Source organism: Hydrogenophaga sedimenti, from assembly GCF_051857515.1.
Taxonomy (GTDB): domain Bacteria; phylum Pseudomonadota; class Gammaproteobacteria; order Burkholderiales; family Burkholderiaceae_C; genus Hydrogenophaga.
The window spans coordinates 73,734-90,803 of record NZ_JBPZHA010000001.1 but is presented as its reverse complement, the minus strand read 5'-3'; the positions used below and the strand labels follow the sequence as shown (position 1 = coordinate 90,803).

Here is a 17,070-nt window from a genome sequence, read left to right as displayed (position 1 = left end):
ATGACAACAATGACTTCCGAGATTCTGCGAGGCCGCACGGCCCTGGTCACGGGCGGCGCGCGCGGGCTGGGCGCCGGCATGGCGCAGGCGCTGGCTTCGGCCGGCGCGGCCGTGATGATCGGCGACATCCTCGAGGACACCGGCCGAGAGACCGCGAAGGCGCTGGCCGCCACCGGGGCCAGGGCCGCCTTCGTGCAGCTGGACGTGACCGACGAGGCCTGCTGGCTGGCCGCCGTGTCCGCCACGCACACGGTCTTCGGTGGCTTCGACATCCTGATCAACAACGCCGGGGTCGAGGAGACGGCGCTGGTCTCGGAGATCGAAGTGGACGCCCTGCGGCGCATGCTGGACGTCAACATCGTCGGCACGGCGCTGGGCCTCAAGCACGCGTTCCGCACGATGCGCCCGGGCGGGCTGGCCGGCCAGGGCGGGGCGGTGGTCAATGTGGCCTCGGTCGCGGCCACCATCGCCTTCCCGGCGATCGCCGGTTATTCGGCCACCAAGTCGGCGGTCGACCGGCTGACCCGCGTGGCCGCGATGGAGGCGGGCCAGCTGGGCTACGGGGTGCGGGTGAACTGTGTCTACCCGGGTCTGGTGCCGACCGACATGGGCATGAAGCTCGCGGCCGACGTTGTCAGCGCCGGCCTGTTCCCGACGCCGGAGGCCGCGGTCGGTGCCATCGTCGCGCAGACGCCGCTGGGGCGCCTGGGCACGGTGGCCGACATGGCCGACGCGGTGGTCTTCCTGTGTTCCGACGCCGCGCGCTTCATCACGGGCGCGGGGCTGCCGGTGGACGGCGGCATGGGCATGTGAGCCCGCGGCCGTCGCGCAAGGCCGCTCAGCGCGGCTTGCGCGGTGTCATCGGGCCGCGGCCCTCGATGTGGCGGAAGTTGATGCGGCCCTTGGTCAGGTCGTAGGGCGAGAGTTCAAGCGAAACCCGGTCACCCGCGAGGATGCGGATGTGGTTCTTCTTCATCTTGCCGGCGGAGTAGGCAATCAGCTGGTGACCGTTGTCCAGCGTGACGCGAAAACGGGTGTCGGGCAACACTTCGTTGACGATGCCCATCATGTCGATCAGTTCTTCCTTGGCCATGGTGTGGTTCTCCTGGAGTCAATGAATGCGGTTCAGTTCGGGTATTGCGACTCGCGCGCGGCGTCGCGCACCCAGTCGATGCCCTGGGCCATGGCGTAGCGCGCCGCGGCGTCGTGGGTGGGGAAATCTTCGGTAAAGCGCATCACGCGGTCGGTGCAGGCACTGCCGGTGCCGCTGGCGATCGACACGAAGGCGGCAAAACGGCCATCGGCCATGGCCCGCGGGCTGGCGCTGATGCGGTAGCGCCCCAGGGTCAGGGGAGCGGTCAGAGAAAGGGTCCGCTGCGGTGCAGGGGACAGGGAAAACGTCTGGATCATCTAGAAACTCGATGGGCCAGGGAACGCGGCCGGAACCGCGGACCCGTCAAGGCCCGACTAACACGTTGGCAGCCCCAGTTGCCGGGGTGCCCGACTGCACCGATCAATGCCACCCGGACGCATCTGGCGTCCCAGGGGTTTGTCGGAACCAGCCCACGGCAGGGGTCCGGTGTGACAGCAGGGAAAGTGGTTGCCCCGCCGGACAGCCGCTGGAACAGCGGGAGAGGCTGGGCTCGCGATGGAGGGGCTGGACCGACCCACCCTCTGCCGGGGTTGTGTGTGACGGCGTGAGCACCGGCAACGGATCTGTCGCCCAAGGCGAAGCTATTAATGTACCACGATGTGGAAAATTGTGCCAGCCGGCGGTTGGGCGGGCTCAACGGCCGCAGCGCAGCCGGAACTGCTGGTCGCGGTAGCCCTGGCGTTCGCCGCGCACCCGGTCCTGTTCACCGGGCGAGAGGGCATGGCGCGCATAGGTGTCCAGCGCGGCAACCTGCTGCTCCAGCCGCTGGCAGTCGTGCGCCTTCTGCTGGACCGCGTTGAGCGGTGCGGGCGGGCCCACCGCCACCACCCGTGGCGCCGACCGGCCCGGACGGGTCTGGGCCTCGCGGTTCTGCGCAAAGGCGATCTGGTCCGCCAGCGACAGGTTGGCCGGCACGGTGTGCATGCTCACCACGAAACCGCCGCGGTGCTGGCAATGCACGATGGACCAGAACTGGCCCGCGCCCTTGCAGCGGTAAAGGGTGACGCTGCCCGGGTCGTCGCCGACCTTGAGCGCCTCGGCCGTGTCCACCCGGCTCTCCCGCGTGCCCTTGGGGCAGGGCTGGTCGGTGTAGGTGACCTCGCCGACCGCGTTCGCGCAGCGCCGCACGCCTTCCGGCGCGGGCGGCTCGGGCACCTTCACGGGGACCGGCAGCGGGACCGGCGGCCGGGCCGCTTCGCGTTCGGCGCGGGACGCCTGGTGCACCCGCACCCACACCCACTGACCGGCGGCGAACAGGCCGATCACCACCGCCGCAACGATCAGGCCGATCGTCAGACCGCTCATGCCTTCCTTGGGCCGTGCGCGGAACAGCGGCCCGTCCGCCGGCGCGCGCGGGGTGGGCTGCATGAAGAGGTAGGGATCGGGTCCGTCCTGGGGGAAGCCAGGTTCCTGCGGGTCGATCATCGAGTGCTTCACGGCTTCACTGCTCCAACACCGTCTTGACCATCTGGCCGACCGGCGGGTCCTGGCGCCCATAGGTCCCGTTGAGCAACTGCAGCTGCCGGTCGGACACCGCCGACTGGCGCGCCAGTTCGGCATAACCCCCGCGCGGGAAGGGCGCCGTGCGGATCTGCCACGGCCGCGCGGCCTGCTGGTCGGCCGCCGTCATCGCACGGAAGGATTTTTCGGTGGCCATCAGGCCGGGCATGGCGCGGTTGCGCGCGGCGGCATCGGCCGAGAGGTAGGCCATCAGGTAGGCGTTCTGCTTCGGGCCGGTGACCAGGGTCACTTCCAGCGCCTGGGTCTGGCCGTTGTCGTTCTTGCGTGCGCCCACGAAGTGGCTGGCGGCAAAACCGTTGATGCTGCCGCGCGTGACCTTGCCCTCGCTGGGTTTGAGGCCCTCGCGGATGATCGCGTCGTGGTCGGTGCCGGCACTGCGTGGCACCGCCAGCACCCGCAGCGCCGCATCGCCTTGCGGTGCCACGAAACTCACGGCCTCGGCGTCGTTCTCGATGCGCCAGCCGGCCGGGGCGGTCAACGCAATGCCCAGGCCTGGGTGGTAGAAGTTCTGGCCCCGCGTCAGGCCCTGCTCGGGGCTTTCGCCGAAACGCATGCCCTGGATCACCGACAGGAAGCGCTGCGCGCCGTCCGAGGCGTAGCTGCCCTGGTACTTCGCGGCGTTCTGGCTGATCTGCTGCAGGCGCTGGTCGTTGCTCGGGTGGGACGACAGCCAGTTCGCCCCCTCCGGCGCCGGCAGGCCCCGGGCCTTCGCCTCATCGGCCGCGAACGCCTCCTGCAGCTTGAGCACGCGGATCACGTCGACCATGTTGTGCGGGTCGTACTGGCTGCGCGCCAGGTACTCGGCGCCCAGCGTGTCGGCCTGCAGTTCCTGCTCGCGGCTGTACTTCGCCACATAGCCGGCCGCCATGCCCTGCGCCGCCTGGCCGAACATCTCGGTGCCGCCCGAGAGGCCGGCCTTGCTCTCCAGCACCGCCCCCAGCACGGTCGCGGCCAGCACGCCCAGGCCCGCGGCCTGCTGGCGCGTGGCGCGCTGGGCGCCGTGGCGGGCGGTGACGTGCCCGATCTCGTGCCCGATCACGCCGGCCATGTCGGCCTCGCTGTCCATGTAGGCCAGGATGCCGCGCGTGATGTAGACATAACCACCGGGCAGGGCGAAGGCATTGACCTCGGGGCTGTCGAGCACGGTGAAGGTCCAGGGGATGTTCGCCCGGTGCGACTGCTTCGCCAGCTTCTGGCCGATCTCGTTGACGTAAGCCTGCAGCTTCGGATCGGGGTAGGCACCGTATTCCTTGAGCACCTCTTCGTGGGCCTTCTTGCCCTCGGCCAGTTCGGTGGGTTCGTCCATCACCGTGCGCTCGCTGCGGCCGGTGACCGGATTGACGACGGTGCTGCCGCAACCGGCCAGCAAGGCGGCGGTCAGTGCCAGGGAAGAAGCGAGGGTTCGGAACATGCGGGACTCCTGCGCGGCGCCGGTGCCGCCCAACTCCCGGGGATGATAGTCAGGCCACCCGGCGCCGCGCCACCGCGGGCCGCACCATGGACCGGCAGCGTGTCTCAGTGCACAGGGATGAGGGCGTTCAGCTGTGCCAGGAACAACGGTGGCACTGGCGCCGGCTTGCGCGCCGCGCGGTCGATGAAGACGATGCCGATCTTGCCGCGCGCCACCTCGCGGCCGGTGTCCACGCAGTCCATGCAGTAGACGAGGTCGAAACCGTAGCGGTTGAAGTCCTGCGGGACCATGCGCACCCGCATGGTTTCGCCATGGAAACCTTCGGACTTGTACTGCGCCACCAGGTCGCCCACCACGATGGGGCAGCCGGCGACGTCGGACTCGCGGTGGCCCAGCGACTTGAAGAAACGCACCCGCGCCTCGGACACCAGGGTCAGCAGCTGGGCGTTGTCCAGGTGACCGCCCTGGTTGACGTGGCTGATGTAGATCTGGATCTGCGTCGCGAAAGCGAAGCGCTCGGGCAGCTCGAAGCGGATGCGGGCCATGCGGAAAACGGGGCCTTGACGGCCCCGGGGTTCACTTGCGGTCGGGCAGCTCGATCTTGACTTCCAGCACTTCCAGATCGTCCTGGCGTTCCAGCTGGACCTTGATGTCGTCCGGATTGATCTTGATGTACTTGCCGATCACGGCCACCAGCTCGCGCTGCAGGGCCGGCAGGTAGTCGGGCTCGGCGGCGTTGCGGCCGCTGCGCTCGTGCGCGAGGATGATCTGCAGCCGCTCCTTGGCAACACTGGCGGTCTTCTTTTTCTCACCCAGAAAGAAGGACAGGAACGACATGCTCATTTGCTCCCGAACAGGCGCTTGAAGAAGCCCGGCTTCTCGGCGTCGATGAAGCGCAGCGGCTTCTCGGCGCCCAGGAAGCGGTCGATCACGTCGCTGTAGGCCTCGGCCACGTCGGTGCCCTTGAGGTGGATCGCGGGCGTGCCCTGGTTGGAGGCGGTCAGCACGTTCTCGCTCTCGGGGATCACGCCGATCAGCTTGATGCGCAGGATGTCCTGGATGTCTTCGAGCGAGAGCATCTGGCCGTCGGCCACGCGGGTGGGGTTGTAGCGCGTGATCAGCAGGTGCTCCTTGATGGCCTCCTTGCCTTCGATCGCGCGGCGGGTCTTGCTGCCCAGCATGCCCAGGATGCGGTCGGAGTCGCGCACCGAAGAGACCTCGGGATTGGTCACGATCAGCGCCTCGTCGGCGAAGTGCATGGCCATCAGCGCGCCGGTTTCGATGCCGGCGGGCGAGTCGCAGACGATGTATTCGAAGCCCATCGCCGACAGGTCGTTCAGCACCTTCTCGACGCCGTCCTGCGTGAGCGCGTCCTTGTCGCGCGTCTGGCTGGCGGCCAGCACGAACAGGTTGTCGCAGACCTTGTCCTTGATCAGCGCCTGGTTGAGGTTGGCCTCGCCGTGGATCACGTTGATCAGGTCATAGACCACACGGCGTTCGCAGCCCATGATCAGGTCCAGGTTGCGCAGGCCGACGTCGAAGTCGATGACGGCGGTCTTGTGGCCGCGCAGCGCGAGGCCGGAGGCAAAGCTGGCGCTGGTCGTGGTTTTGCCCACGCCGCCCTTGCCGGAGGTGACGACAACGATCTTGGTCATGAGACAGGTTCCTTCAGTTTCAGGGATTCAGGGGGTCGATGACGAGTTTGTCGCCATCCGGGCCGGACACCAGGCGCACCTGTGCCGGCTTGCCCAGCACGTCCGCCGGCAGCGGGTTCTCGCTGGTGCGGTAGATGCCGGCGATCGAGATCAGCTCGGGGTCCATGGACATCGCGAAGATGCGGGCGTCGGCGTTGCCGCGGGCGCCGGCAATGGCCTTGCCGCGCAACGGGGCGTAGATGTGGATGTGGCCGTCGGCGATCACTTCGGCGCCGGGGTTGACCATCGCCATCACGACCAGGTCGCGGCCGCGGGCGTAGACCTGCTGGCCCGAGCGCAGCGGCTTGTCGACCACCAGGGCGCCCGTGGCGGCCGGCGTCGCGGCAGGAGCGGGTGCGGCAACTGGCGTCTGGGCTGGTGCCGGCGCCTGCGGCGCTGGCGTGGCCGCGGCGGCGCTGCGCTGCACGGTGGCGTCGTCGGCGCGCATCAGGCCGGCCAGCTCGGCGGCCGCCATCTGGGCGTCGTCGCCGCCACGCACGGCCACCGGCTGCAGCCGGAACTGGCGCAGCAGGGACACCAGCGCGGGAAAGTCCACCAGGCTGCCGGCTTCGGCGCCGGATTGCAGCGGGGTGAGGTCGACCAGCAGCGGGTCGTGGTCGAAAAAGTCGGGAATGTCGCCGTAGCGCTGGGTCAGCTCCTGGCCCAGGCGGGCGAGGTCGGCGGATTTGAGCAGCAGGGCCACCAGCGGCAGGTGGGCGCTCTTGATTTCAAACGTGGTCGGGGCGCTGGCGCTGAGGACGGTGGACATGAATCCGGCGGGGAACGGGCAGGGCCGGAAAGGCTCCGGCCGGGTCGGCGGGCAGTGTACCAGCCGACCGCTGCGGCAAGGGGTGCAGGCGGTGTCCACATGTGTCGGGCACACTGCGCCCATGGACACCAGAAATACTCCCCACCGTTCGGTCCGGTGGCAGCCCGGACTGTGGTGGCGCATGACGCGGCCGGCCTTCCTGCTGCTGACCGTCGTGGCCTGTGCGCTGGGCACGGCGACCGCAGCGGCCGGCGGATGCGGCGTCGACGCGGTGCTGGCCCTGGGCGCCACGCTGCTGGCGGTGCTGGCCCACGCGGCCGGGAATGTGCTCAACGATGTGCACGACGCCCGCAGCGGGGCCGACGCCGGCAACACCGGCGGCCTCTACCCCTTCACCGGCGGTTCGCGCCTGATCCAGAACGGCACCGTGAGCGAACGCGAGACGGCCAACCTGGCCAGGGCGCTGCTGCTGGTGCTGGTGCCCGGCGGACTGCTGCTGGCGGTGGCGGCGGGCGGCGGGGTGATCGGACTGGGGCTGGCCGGCCTGCTGCTGGTCTGGGCCTATTCGGCGCCGCCGCTCCAGCTGATGGCGCGCGGACTGGGCGAACTGGCGGTGGCGCTGGCCTGGTTTCTGGTGGTGGTGGGCGCCGACCACGTGCAGCGGCGCCAGTTTGTCGTGGTTCCGGCCAGCGTGGCGCTGAACTTCGCCGCCATGGTGGCCGCGCTGCTGCTGATCAACGGCGTGCCCGACGCCCCGGCCGACGCCCGGGTCGGCAAGCGCACGCTGGCGGTGAAGCTGGGCCCGACCGGCGCTTGGGCGCTCTACACCGCGCTGACCCTGGGTGCCCACGGCTGGCTGGTGGCGTCGGTGTGGCGGCTGGTGGTGCCCATGCCGGCGCTGTGGGGTCTGGTCTCGCTGCCGCTGTCGCTGTTTGCTTCGTTCTGGCTGTTCCGCCACCGGCAAGCCACGGGTCAATTGCGTCCCGCCCTGGCCGCCACGGTCGCCGCCACCCTGCTGCACGGCCTGGGCATGGCGGCAGGTTTTGCCTGGATGGGCTGGCAGCGGTGACCAGCACAGGCATTTTTCAACAACTCTGTTGATAACTTTTTAACAAGCCACTACTTATCCACAGGACGGGAACGGAATCCCAAGTTGTTCAGCGCCGGGGCGTTTGGGACCCGGGTACTTCAAACAGGGTTCAGGACCATTCAAGTACATGATTTTCCTGAGGAAAAGTGGCTTGTCCACAAAAAACCGCGCCTTCTACTACTGCTACCAATTTGAAATAGAGATATAGAAGACATAGAGAGGGGATAAAAAAAAGAGCGCCAGCGGAAGGTCCGTGGCGCTCTTTGGCGGGGAAAAAGTGGGGACTGCCCGGAAAGTCTGGTCCGGAATGGCCGCGAAAACGGCTTTGCCGGGCCGCAGGCCGCGTTTCCCTCCCGCAGGACAGGGGGACGACGTGCAGCGGCCCAGGGGGCTTTACAGCGTGTGGGTCACGAGCTTGAAGTCCGGGTCTTCGGCGAAAGACTTGATGTGGAAGCCCAGTCCCTTCATCAGCTTGAGCATGCCGGGGTTGTTGGCCAGCACCAGGCCCTCGATCTCGGCCAATCCCTTGTCCCGGGCCTCTTCCATGATGCTGAGCATCAGGCGCGAGCCCAGGCCCTTGCCGTTGAAGTCGTCGGCCACCACCAGCGAGAACTCGCAGCTGGACTTGTCCGGATTGGTGATGTAGCGAGAAACGCCGACGATGCGCTCCGTTTCGACCATTTCGCCGTCTTCGCCGGCCTTGCGCTCGCGGTGGATGGCCACCAGGGCCATCTCGCGGTCGTAGTCGATCAGGGTCAGGCGCGAGAGCATGGACGGCGGCAGCTCGGTCATGCTGGAGACAAAACGGTAGTAACGGCTCTCGGCCGACAGGCCCTGCACCAGGTCCTGCAGCATCTGGGCGTCATCCGGGTGGATCGGGCGGATCGTGTATTCGCCACCGCCGCGCAGCGGCCAGACTTGCTCGTAGCGCGCCGGGTAGGGCAGGATGGCCAGGTGGGCGTAGTTGCGGGCCGTGGCGGGCGCGCTCTCGATCACGATGCGGGCGTCCACGGCCACCGCGCCGTTCTCGTCCACGATGATGGGATTGATGTCCATCTCGCGCAGCTGGGGCAGCTCGCAGACCATTTCCGAGACGCGCAGCAACACGTGTTCGAGCATGTCCATGTCGACGGCCGAGGCACCGCGCCATTCGCCCAGCGTGTCGGCCACGCGCGAACGCTCGATCAGGCGGCGGGCCAGGAACTGGTTGAGCGGCGGCAGCTCCATCGCGCGGTCGCCGATCAGCTCGATCATGGTGCCGCCGGCGCCGAAGGCGATCACCGGGCCGAAGGGGTCGTCGGTCACCAGGCCGATGCAGAGCTCGCGCCCACGCTTGCTCTGGGCCATCTTCTGGATCGTCACGCCGTTGATCTTGGCGCCGGGCTGCAGCTTGGCCACGGCCTGGATCATGGTGTTGTAGACGTCGCGCACGGCGGTCGCGTTCATCACGTTGAGCGCCACGCCGTTGACGTCGCTCTTGTGGCTGATGTCGGGCGAGTCGATCTTGAGCGCCACCGGGTAGCCAAGCTGGGTCGCGATCATCATGGCCTCGTTGGCCGAACGCGCCAGGATGGTCTGCGTGACCGGGATGTGGAAGGCCGAGAGCAGGGCCTTGGATTCCATCTCGGTCAGCACCTTGCGGCGCTCGGTCAGCACGTTCTCGATGATCAGGCGCGCGCCTTCGATGTCCGGGTTGGCCAGGGTCGAGAGCGGCGGCGGCGTCTGCTGCAGCAGCTGCTGGTTCTGGTAGAAGCTGGCGATGTTGCCGAACGCGCCGACGGCGGCCTCGGGCGTGCGGAAGCTCGGGATCGCGGCCTTGCCCAGCACCTCGCGCGCTTCGGTCACCGAGGCGTCGCCCATCCAGCAGCACAGCAGCGGCTTGTTCATGCGCGCCTTGGCCTCGGCCATCACGCGGGCGATGTCGGTGGCATCGACGCCGGCCTTGGGCGAATGCACCACCAGCACGCCGTCGATCGATCGGTCGTGGCCGGCCGCATCGATGGCGGCGCGGTAGTGTTCGGCGGTCGCTTCTTCCGACACGTCGATCAGGTCGTTGAGCGAGGCCAGCGGCGGCAGCTTGGGCTTGAGACCGGCCAGGACTTCGGGCGCCAGCTTGCCCAGTTGCAGCGCGATCTCGCTGATCCAGTCGGCTGCGAGCACGCCCGGGCCGCCGCCATTGGTGACGACGGCCAGGCGCTTGCCGACCGGGCGGTAGCGCGAGGCGAGGCACTTGGCGGCCGAGAACAGCTCGACAAAGGAACGTACCCGCACCGCACCGGCGCGGCGCAGGGCGGCGTCGAACACGTCGTCGCTGCCGACGATGGCGCCGCTGTGGGTCTGCGCGGCCTCGTTGCCGGCGGGCTTGCGGCCGGCCTTGAGCACCACCACCGGCTTGGCGTTGGCGGCCGCGCGCAGCGCGCTCATGAAGCGGCGGGCGTTGGAGATGCCTTCCAGATAGACGACGATGCTGTGTGTTTGCGCATCGGAGGCCAGGAAATCGAGCACCTGGGCAATGTCGACCGAGGTCTTGGGGCCGAGCGAGACGACGGTCGAGAAGCCGACCCCGTTCTGGCTCGCCCAGTCGAGGATGGACGAGGTCAGCGCGCCCGACTGCGAGACCAGGGCCAGCGGGCCGACCGTGGTCATGGGGCCGGCGACGCTGGCGTTCAGGCCGATGCGCGGGCGCTGGAAGCCCAGGCTGTTGGGGCCGAGCAGGTGCATGCCGTGGCGGCGCGCGACCTGGTGCATGTCGGCCGCCACATCGGCATTGGCGCCGCTGCCGACCACCAGCGCGGCCTTGCACTTGATGCGGCCGGCGACTTCCAGCGCGGCCAGGGCCTCGCCCGGCGGCAGCGCGATGATGGCCAGGTCGGCCCGGGTCTGGGCCAGATCGGCCAGCGTGCCGCTGGTGTGGATGTCGAGGAAGGTGAGGGTGCCGGAGAAACGCTGCCCGGTGAGCGCGGCGCAGAGGGTGCGCGCGTGGGCAATCTGGCTGGCCGGGTCTTCGTGGTTGCCGGCGAAGACGGCGATGGATTCGGGCTGGAACAGCGGGGTGAGGTAGTGTTTGTCCATATATCTTTCAATCGGCCCCGATGAGGACCCTGACATGGGCCCCCACGCTGCGGGCCAGCGGGCTGAGCACGTAGCCGCCCTCCAGGCAGGAAATCACCCGGCCTTTGCAGTGCCGGTTGGCCACACCCAGCAGTTGCTGGGTGACCCAGGCGTAGTCGGCCTCGACCAGGCCGAGGTTGCCCATGTCGTCTTCGCGGTGGGCGTCGAAGCCGGCCGAGATGTAAATCAGCTGGGGCTGGAAGGCGTCGAGCGCGGGGATCCATTGCTCCGACACGGCGGCGCGGAAGGCGTCGCTGCCCGAGCGGCTGGGCAGGCCGACGTTGACCATGTTCGGGCCGGTGGCGTTCTCGCCGTTGAAGGGATAGAGGCCCTTCTCGAAGATCGAGCACATCAGCACCCGGTCGTCGCCGCGGAAGATGTCTTCGCTGCCGTTGCCGTGGTGGACGTCGAAGTCGATCAGCGCGACCCGTTCGAGGTTGTGCACGTCCAGCGCGTGGCGGATGCCGACGGCGATGTTGTTGAAGAAACAGAAGCCCATCGCGGCCGAGCGTTCGGCGTGGTGGCCGGGCGGGCGGATCGAGCAGAAGGCGGTCGGCACCTCGCCGGCCAGCACCAGGTCGGTCGCCTGCACCGCGGCACCGGCGGCGCGCAGCGCGGCCTGCAGGGTGTGCGGGCACATGTTGGTGTCCGGGTCGACGGCGTGCAGGCCTTCCTTGGGCGAGGCGTCGAAGATCTCGCGCACGTAGAGCGAGGCGTGGGCGCGGCCGAGCTGGTCTTCGGTGGCCAGCGGCGCGTCGTAGGGCACCATGCAGTCGAGCAGGCCCTTGACCAGCAGGTAGTCGTTGATGGCGCCCAGGCGCTCCGGGCATTCGGGGTGGTGCGGGCCCATGTCGTGGCGGGCGCAATCGGCGTGGGTGATGAAGGCGGACAGCATCTTTTAAGGTCTCCTCGGGCGGCGAATGCCTGCCGGGTGACTGCGCACCCGTGCAGATTGACTTCCGTCAATCTAGTCCCGAAGCCTGACAGCTGCCTTGATGCAACGCAACAAGCACAAGCAGGAACCCCTTGGTTCCTGTGTACAGAACGCGGTGGAACCGGCTCAGCCGGGCCACACGCGTTGCCCCCTGGGGGGTGACGCCGCAGGCGGCGCGGGGGGGTCAGCCCAATCCCGTGAGGGACGCCGCCACCGCCCGCTTGAAGGGCGTGAAACGTTCGCCCAGTTCCACCATGCCGCGGCGCAGCCAGCGCGCGGGCACGTGTTCGCGCGTGTAGAGCGTGGCGACCGCGTGGGTGGCCATGTAGAGGCCGCGGGCGGCGCGCTGGTGGGTCTGGTGGTAGCGCTCCAGCAGTTGCGGCGAGGCGATGTCCTGGCCGCCCTGGTGGGCCTGGATCAGGGCCCTGGACAGGGTGTCGATGCTGCGCAGGCCGAGGTTGAAGCCGTGCGCGGTGACCGGGTGCATGCCCACGGCCGCATCGCCCACGGCGGCAAAGCGCTGCGCCACCAGGCGGCGCGCCCAGACACCGACCAGCGGGTAGGCGTGGCGGGTGCTGGTCAGGCGCATGTCGCCGAGCTGGCCGCCGAAGCGGCTGGTCATGGCCCGGTTGAAGGCGGTTTCGTCCATGTCTAGTAGGGGCTGGATGTCCTGGTGCGGCAGGGTCAGCACGACCGAGGAGCGCGGCAGGCCGCTGGCCGGGTCCGGGTTCATCGGCAGCAGGGCCAGGGTCTGGCCGTGGTCGAACCACTCCCAGGCCGTCTCTTCGTGCGGTTGCGGGTGGGTCATGTTGCAGACCAGCATGGTGCGGCCGTAGTCGTGCATGTCGGCGGCGATGCCCATGGCGCGGCGGGTGCTGGAGTGGCGGCTGTCGGCGGCCACCACCAGGCGGGCCTGCAGGGTCTCGCCACTGGCCAGGGTCAGGCGCGCCGACTGCGCATCGGTGCGGATGCCGGTGACCTGTTCGCCGCAGCGCAGTGTCGGGGCCGGTCCGTCGCCTTCGCCCATCGCCGCTTCGTGGGCGGCGCGGCGGATGTGGTGGTTGGCGACCAGGAAGCCCAGCTCCGGCTTGGGGCTGAGGTGGTGGCTGATGCGCATGCGCGACTGCGTGCTGCCGACGCCGCCGTCGAGCACCAGGGCGTCCTTGAGCGGTGCGATGTTCGCTTCGCCCAGCAGGGGCCAGAGGCCGAGCTGGCGCATGAGCTCGGCGCTGTGCTGCGTGAGGGCGATTTCGCGGCCGTCGAAGGTCGGGTTCTGCACCGCGGCCAGGCTCTGCTGCTCCAGCAGGGTGACATTGAGGCCGCTGCCGCGCAAGGCCCGGGCCAGGCTCAGGCCAGCCGGCCCGGCGCCCACGATGATGAGGTCGAGTTCCATGGCGGCGCAGCTTAAGCGCCGGTCACCCGGCCAGGCTTGACTCAGGTCAAGCGCCGGGCGCCGGGTGCGGGCACAAAAAAAGCCCCGGCGAACCGGGGCTGTGAGGGAGGAGGAGAACCTTCAGTGAAAAAAGGGGGGCAGGCGGTCAGCCTTTCTTGGCGCCAGGGCCGTCGCAGGCTTTGCCACCCATGTGGCCGTCGGCGCCGTCCATCGGACCCATGCCGCGGTGTCCGCCGCGTTCGCCATGGCGGCCGCCATGCATGCCACGGCCTTCGAACGGACCGAAGGACTGGGCGTCGAACACCTTCTGCTGCTCGGGGGTGAGCGCGGCGTAGAAGGTCTTGACCGCGTCCATGCGCTTGGTCATCACGGCGTCGCGCTCGGCGTGGAAGGCCTGCATCTTTTCCATGCGCTGCGGCGTGGTCAGCTTGGCCCAGTCTTCGCGGGCCACCGGTGCCGGCATGGCCGCCGGGTTGGGGGTGGTGGCGGCGTCGAAGGTCTTCCAGGCCGCTTCCTGCGCGGCGGTGATCTTCAGGGCGGCCTTGAGCTTGGCCTGGTGGTCGGTGTGGCGCTTCTGCATTTCTTCGGCGCGCGGGCCGTTGGCACTGGCCTGCGGGCCGGCGCCCTGGGCGATGGCGGTGGCCGAGACACCGGCGATGCCGGCCAGGATGGCGGCGACGATGAGGCTGCGTTTGACGATGGGTTTCATGCTGCTGCTCCTTGAGGTTGGGGGTGGACACCGGGGCGGTATGCCAGGGTGCCTTGGGTTCAAGTGTCATACCCCCGTGTGTACCGTCTTCTGCCTTTGTGATGCTGTCTGGTAAAGATTTGTTCCGGTACCGGTCGACCAGGGAGCGCAGCGTTTGATGCCGGTCAAGGATGGGCCAGATCGTCCAGGATCGGGCAGTCGGGACGGTCGTTGCCCGGGCAGTGGCACAGCAGGGTGTGCAGGCTGCGCTGCATGGCCTGCAGGGCTTCGATGCGCTGGCCGAGGTCGTCGTGGTGTTTCTGGGCGATGCGCTTGACGCTGGCGCTGCTGCGGCGCCGGTTGTGCCAGAGGCCGACCAGTTCGGTGATCGCGTCCAGGCCGAAGCCCATGTCGCGGGCGCGGCGGATGAAACGCAGCGTGTGCACGTCGGGCAGGCTGTACTGGCGGTAGTTGCTGTCGGTGCGCGAGACCTCGCCCAGCAAGCCCAGCGACTCGTAGTGGCGCAGCATCTTTGGCGAGATGCCCGAGAGCCGGGCGGCGGTGCCGATGTTGACGGGCCAGCTGTCGACCGTGTCCAGCCCGGCCTCGGTGTCGCTGGTCATGCCGCGACCTGATAACCCTCTTCACTGATCGCTGCCGCTACCGCCTCGCGCGGCTGGCTGGTGTTCACCTCGACCAGGTTCTGCGCGCGGTCGATCTTGACCTCGGCCTGCGGGTCCAGGGTCTTGATGGCGGTTTGCACGGCGCGTTCGCAGTGGCCACAGGTCATGCCCTGCACGGTGAAGCTTTGCTGGCTCATGGAAGTTCTCCTGAAAAACGATGCCGCTATCTTGCACCTTGACATGGTGTGAAGGTCAAGCGATGCCCCGATTACACCTTGTGGCTTGACCTTCCCATGGGGGTAAAGCTTATTCTCTCCCCATGAACACCGCGACGATTGAAGTGAACGACAACAGCCGGCAGATCGACCTGGGCATCGGGGGAATGACCTGCGCCTCCTGCGTGACGCGGGTGGAGAAGGTGCTGAAGAAGCAGCCCGGGGTGCGCGAGGCGACGGTGAACCTGGCGACCGAATCGGCGCGCGTCACGCTGGCCGGTGCGCAGGACGCCGACACGCTGGCCCTGCTCAAGCGCGCGGTGCGCGACGCGGGCTACGAGCCGCGTGCGGTGGATGCGATGGACCACGTGAGCGAGGAGCGCTGGCTGGGGGTTCCGGTCGACGCGCTGCCGGTGGTGTTCGGGGCGCTGCTGTCGGCGCCGCTGGCCCTGCCGATGATCGGCGACCTGCTGGGCAAGCACTGGATGCTGCCGGCCTGGGCGCAGTTCCTGCTCGCGACGCCGGTGCAGTTCTGGCTCGGCGCGCGCTTCTACAAGGCCGGCTGGCACGCGCTCAAGGCGCTGACCGGCAACATGGAGCTGCTGGTGGCGATCGGCACGACGGCCGGCTGGGCGCTGTCGACCTGGCTCTGGCTGAAGGCCGAACCGGGCGAGATGGTGCACCTCTACTACGAAGGCTCGGCGGTGGTGATCACGCTGGTGCTGCTGGGCAAGTGGCTGGAGGCGCGGGCCAAGCGCCAGACCACCGACGCGATCCGCGCCCTGCACGCACTGCGGCCCGAGCGCGCGCACCTGGTGCCCGATGGCGTGAAGCGCACCGAGATGAGCGACGTGCCGGCCGACGAGCTGCTGGCGGGCGACATCGTGCGGGTGCTGCCCGGCGAGCGCTTTCCGGCCGATGGCGAAGTGATGCTGGGCGAGACGCAGGCCGACGAATCCATGCTGACCGGCGAGGCGATGCCGGTGCCCAAGCGGCCCGGCGACCGCATCACCGGCGGCTCGCTCAATGGCGAGGGCTCGATCGAGATCCGCGTGAAGGCGGTCGGGGCGCAGAGCGTGCTCGCGCACATCATCGCGCTGGTGCAGGACGCGCAGGCCGGCAAGGCGCCGGTGCAGCGGCTGGTCGACCAGGTGGCGGCGGTGTTCGTGCCGGTGGTGCTGGTGATCGCGCTGTTCACGCTGGGCATCTGGCTGTGGAAGGGCGCGGCGATGGAAGTGGCCCTGCTGCATGCGGTGGCGGTGCTGGTGATCGCCTGTCCCTGCGCGCTGGGCCTGGCGACGCCGGCCGCCATCATGGCGGGCACCGGCGTGGCCGCGCAGCACGGCATTCTGATCAAGGACGCCGAGGCGCTGGAGGTCGCGCACAAGGTCGACACCGTGGCCTTCGACAAGACCGGCACGCTGACCATCGGCCACCCCCGGCTGCGGCTGGTGGAGGCGGTCGCGGGGGCGGACGAACAGGCGGTGCTGGGCGCCGCGGCGGCGCTGCAGGCGCAGAGCGCGCACCCGCTGGCGATCGCGGTGCTCGATGCAGCGCGTTCGAAGGGCATCGTGGTCTCGGCCGACGCGGCGCAGGACGTGCAGGCCGTGACCGGCAAGGGCACGTTGGGCACGGTGCGGGGCGTGACCCTGGCGCTGGGCAGTCTGCGCTGGATGGACGAGCTGGGCCTGCCGCTGGCGGCGTTGGGGCCGCTGTCGCTGTCGGTGCAACGCCAGCAGGCCGAGGGCTCGACCGTGTCGCTGCTGGCCAGCCGCGCGGGCGAGGGGCAGCCCTGGACCCCGCTGGCGCTGTTCGCGTTCGGCGACGAAGCCAAGCCGGGGACGCGCGAGGCGCTGGCGCGGCTGAAGCAGCGTGGCCTGCGCCTGTTCATGGTGTCTGGCGACAACCGTGGCGCGGCCGAAGCGATGGCGCGCCAGCTGGGCATGGATGTCGAGGGCGGCGCGGTGATCGCCGAGGTGCTGCCGGGGGACAAGGCGGCGGTGGTGCGGCGGCTGCGCGAAGCCTCTGGTGCGGAATCCTCACACACGGTCGCCATGGTCGGCGACGGCGTCAACGACGCGCCGGCGCTGGCCGCGGCCGATGTGGGCATCGCGATGGGCGGGCGCGAAGGCGGCTCCGATGTGGCCATGCACGCCGCCGGCATCACGCTGATGCGCGGCGACCCCTTGCTGGTGGAGGCGGCGCTGGACATCTCGCGCCGCACCGTCAGCAAGATCCGGCAGAACCTGTTCTGGGCCTTCGCCTACAACGCGGCCGGCATTCCGCTGGCCGCGATGGGCTACCTCAGCCCGGTGCTGGCGGGCGCGGCGATGGCGATGAGTTCGGTCAGCGTGATGAGCAACGCGCTGCTGCTCAAGCGCTGGAAGCCGGGGCGCTGACAGCGCGCTTGACCTGTGTCAAAGCCCCATGGACCGTGCTCGGCCATATTCCCGGAACCATTCGCCGAC

Annotated in this window: 17 protein-coding genes; 3 read left to right on the top strand and 14 right to left on the bottom strand. The window is 69.0% G+C overall.

The features are described 5' to 3' along the window. Positions 1-9 precede the first annotated feature (9 nt). The gene (locus ACS5NL_RS00460; RefSeq protein WP_439351565.1) at positions 10-813 is read left to right on the top strand and encodes an SDR family NAD(P)-dependent oxidoreductase; all 804 of its coding nucleotides are present in this window, start codon (positions 10-12) and stop codon (positions 811-813) included. A 25-nt stretch (positions 814-838) separates the two neighbouring features. Here ACS5NL_RS00460 and infA read toward each other — a convergent pair whose 3' ends face one another. From infA to minC, 8 genes are all read right to left on the bottom strand, one after another. Continuing rightward, complete coding sequence (gene infA, locus ACS5NL_RS00455) at positions 839-1,093, bottom strand: translation initiation factor IF-1 (RefSeq protein WP_204735405.1); 255 nt, start codon at positions 1,091-1,093, stop codon at positions 839-841. A gap of 32 nt (positions 1,094-1,125) precedes the next feature. Continuing rightward, a complete protein-coding gene (locus tag ACS5NL_RS00450) occupies positions 1,126-1,410 on the bottom strand; it encodes a hypothetical protein (protein ID WP_439351563.1) in 285 nt (94 codons plus the stop codon). Between the two features lie 376 nt (positions 1,411-1,786). Further along, complete coding sequence (locus ACS5NL_RS00445; protein WP_439351561.1) at positions 1,787-2,590, bottom strand: hypothetical protein; 804 nt, start codon at positions 2,588-2,590, stop codon at positions 1,787-1,789. 4 nt (positions 2,591-2,594) lie between these two features. Beyond that, the gene (locus ACS5NL_RS00440; RefSeq protein WP_439351559.1) at positions 2,595-4,085 is read right to left on the bottom strand and encodes a M48 family metalloprotease; all 1,491 of its coding nucleotides are present in this window, start codon (positions 4,083-4,085) and stop codon (positions 2,595-2,597) included. 104 nt (positions 4,086-4,189) lie between these two features. Further along, positions 4,190-4,630: an acyl-CoA thioesterase gene (locus ACS5NL_RS00435; protein ID WP_439351557.1), complete on the bottom strand. Its 441-nt coding sequence runs from the start codon at positions 4,628-4,630 to the stop codon at positions 4,190-4,192. A gap of 31 nt (positions 4,631-4,661) precedes the next feature. Continuing rightward, entirely contained in the window at positions 4,662-4,922 is a 261-nt protein-coding gene (minE, locus tag ACS5NL_RS00430) for a cell division topological specificity factor MinE (protein WP_411366876.1), read from the bottom strand. A 2-nt stretch (positions 4,923-4,924) separates the two neighbouring features. After that, on the bottom strand, positions 4,925-5,740 hold the full coding sequence (gene minD, locus ACS5NL_RS00425) for a septum site-determining protein MinD (protein WP_439351555.1): 816 nt from the start codon (positions 5,738-5,740) through the stop codon (positions 4,925-4,927). A 19-nt stretch (positions 5,741-5,759) separates the two neighbouring features. Continuing rightward, on the bottom strand, positions 5,760-6,548 hold the full coding sequence (gene minC, locus ACS5NL_RS00420) for a septum site-determining protein MinC (RefSeq protein ID WP_439351553.1): 789 nt from the start codon (positions 6,546-6,548) through the stop codon (positions 5,760-5,762). Between the two features lie 121 nt (positions 6,549-6,669). Between minC and ACS5NL_RS00415 the strand changes: the two genes are divergently transcribed. Then, a complete protein-coding gene (locus tag ACS5NL_RS00415) occupies positions 6,670-7,617 on the top strand; it encodes a prenyltransferase (RefSeq protein WP_439351551.1) in 948 nt (315 codons plus the stop codon). Between the two features lie 414 nt (positions 7,618-8,031). Here ACS5NL_RS00415 and ACS5NL_RS00410 read toward each other — a convergent pair whose 3' ends face one another. The 6 genes from ACS5NL_RS00410 to ACS5NL_RS00385 form a co-directional block, all read right to left on the bottom strand. Continuing rightward, complete coding sequence (locus tag ACS5NL_RS00410; protein WP_439351549.1) at positions 8,032-10,710, bottom strand: bifunctional acetate--CoA ligase family protein/GNAT family N-acetyltransferase; 2,679 nt, start codon at positions 10,708-10,710, stop codon at positions 8,032-8,034. 7 nt (positions 10,711-10,717) lie between these two features. Next, on the bottom strand, positions 10,718-11,644 hold the full coding sequence (locus ACS5NL_RS00405; protein WP_439351548.1) for a histone deacetylase family protein: 927 nt from the start codon (positions 11,642-11,644) through the stop codon (positions 10,718-10,720). 223 nt (positions 11,645-11,867) lie between these two features. Beyond that, the gene (gene ubiM / locus ACS5NL_RS00400) at positions 11,868-13,076 is read right to left on the bottom strand and encodes a 5-demethoxyubiquinol-8 5-hydroxylase UbiM (RefSeq protein ID WP_439351546.1); all 1,209 of its coding nucleotides are present in this window, start codon (positions 13,074-13,076) and stop codon (positions 11,868-11,870) included. A 145-nt stretch (positions 13,077-13,221) separates the two neighbouring features. Beyond that, positions 13,222-13,785, bottom strand: a complete 564-nt coding sequence (locus tag ACS5NL_RS00395) for a Spy/CpxP family protein refolding chaperone (RefSeq protein ID WP_439351544.1) — start codon at positions 13,783-13,785, stop codon at positions 13,222-13,224. A 164-nt stretch (positions 13,786-13,949) separates the two neighbouring features. Continuing rightward, on the bottom strand, positions 13,950-14,387 hold the full coding sequence (gene cueR, locus ACS5NL_RS00390) for a Cu(I)-responsive transcriptional regulator (protein WP_439351542.1): 438 nt from the start codon (positions 14,385-14,387) through the stop codon (positions 13,950-13,952). Beyond that, on the bottom strand, positions 14,384-14,584 hold the full coding sequence (locus ACS5NL_RS00385; RefSeq protein WP_439351540.1) for a heavy-metal-associated domain-containing protein: 201 nt from the start codon (positions 14,582-14,584) through the stop codon (positions 14,384-14,386). The genes cueR and ACS5NL_RS00385 overlap by 4 nt, the downstream gene beginning before the upstream one ends. Positions 14,585-14,706: 122 nt before the next feature. Between ACS5NL_RS00385 and ACS5NL_RS00380 the strand changes: the two genes are divergently transcribed. Beyond that, the gene (locus tag ACS5NL_RS00380; protein ID WP_439351538.1) at positions 14,707-17,001 is read left to right on the top strand and encodes a heavy metal translocating P-type ATPase; all 2,295 of its coding nucleotides are present in this window, start codon (positions 14,707-14,709) and stop codon (positions 16,999-17,001) included. Positions 17,002-17,070 lie beyond the last annotated feature (69 nt).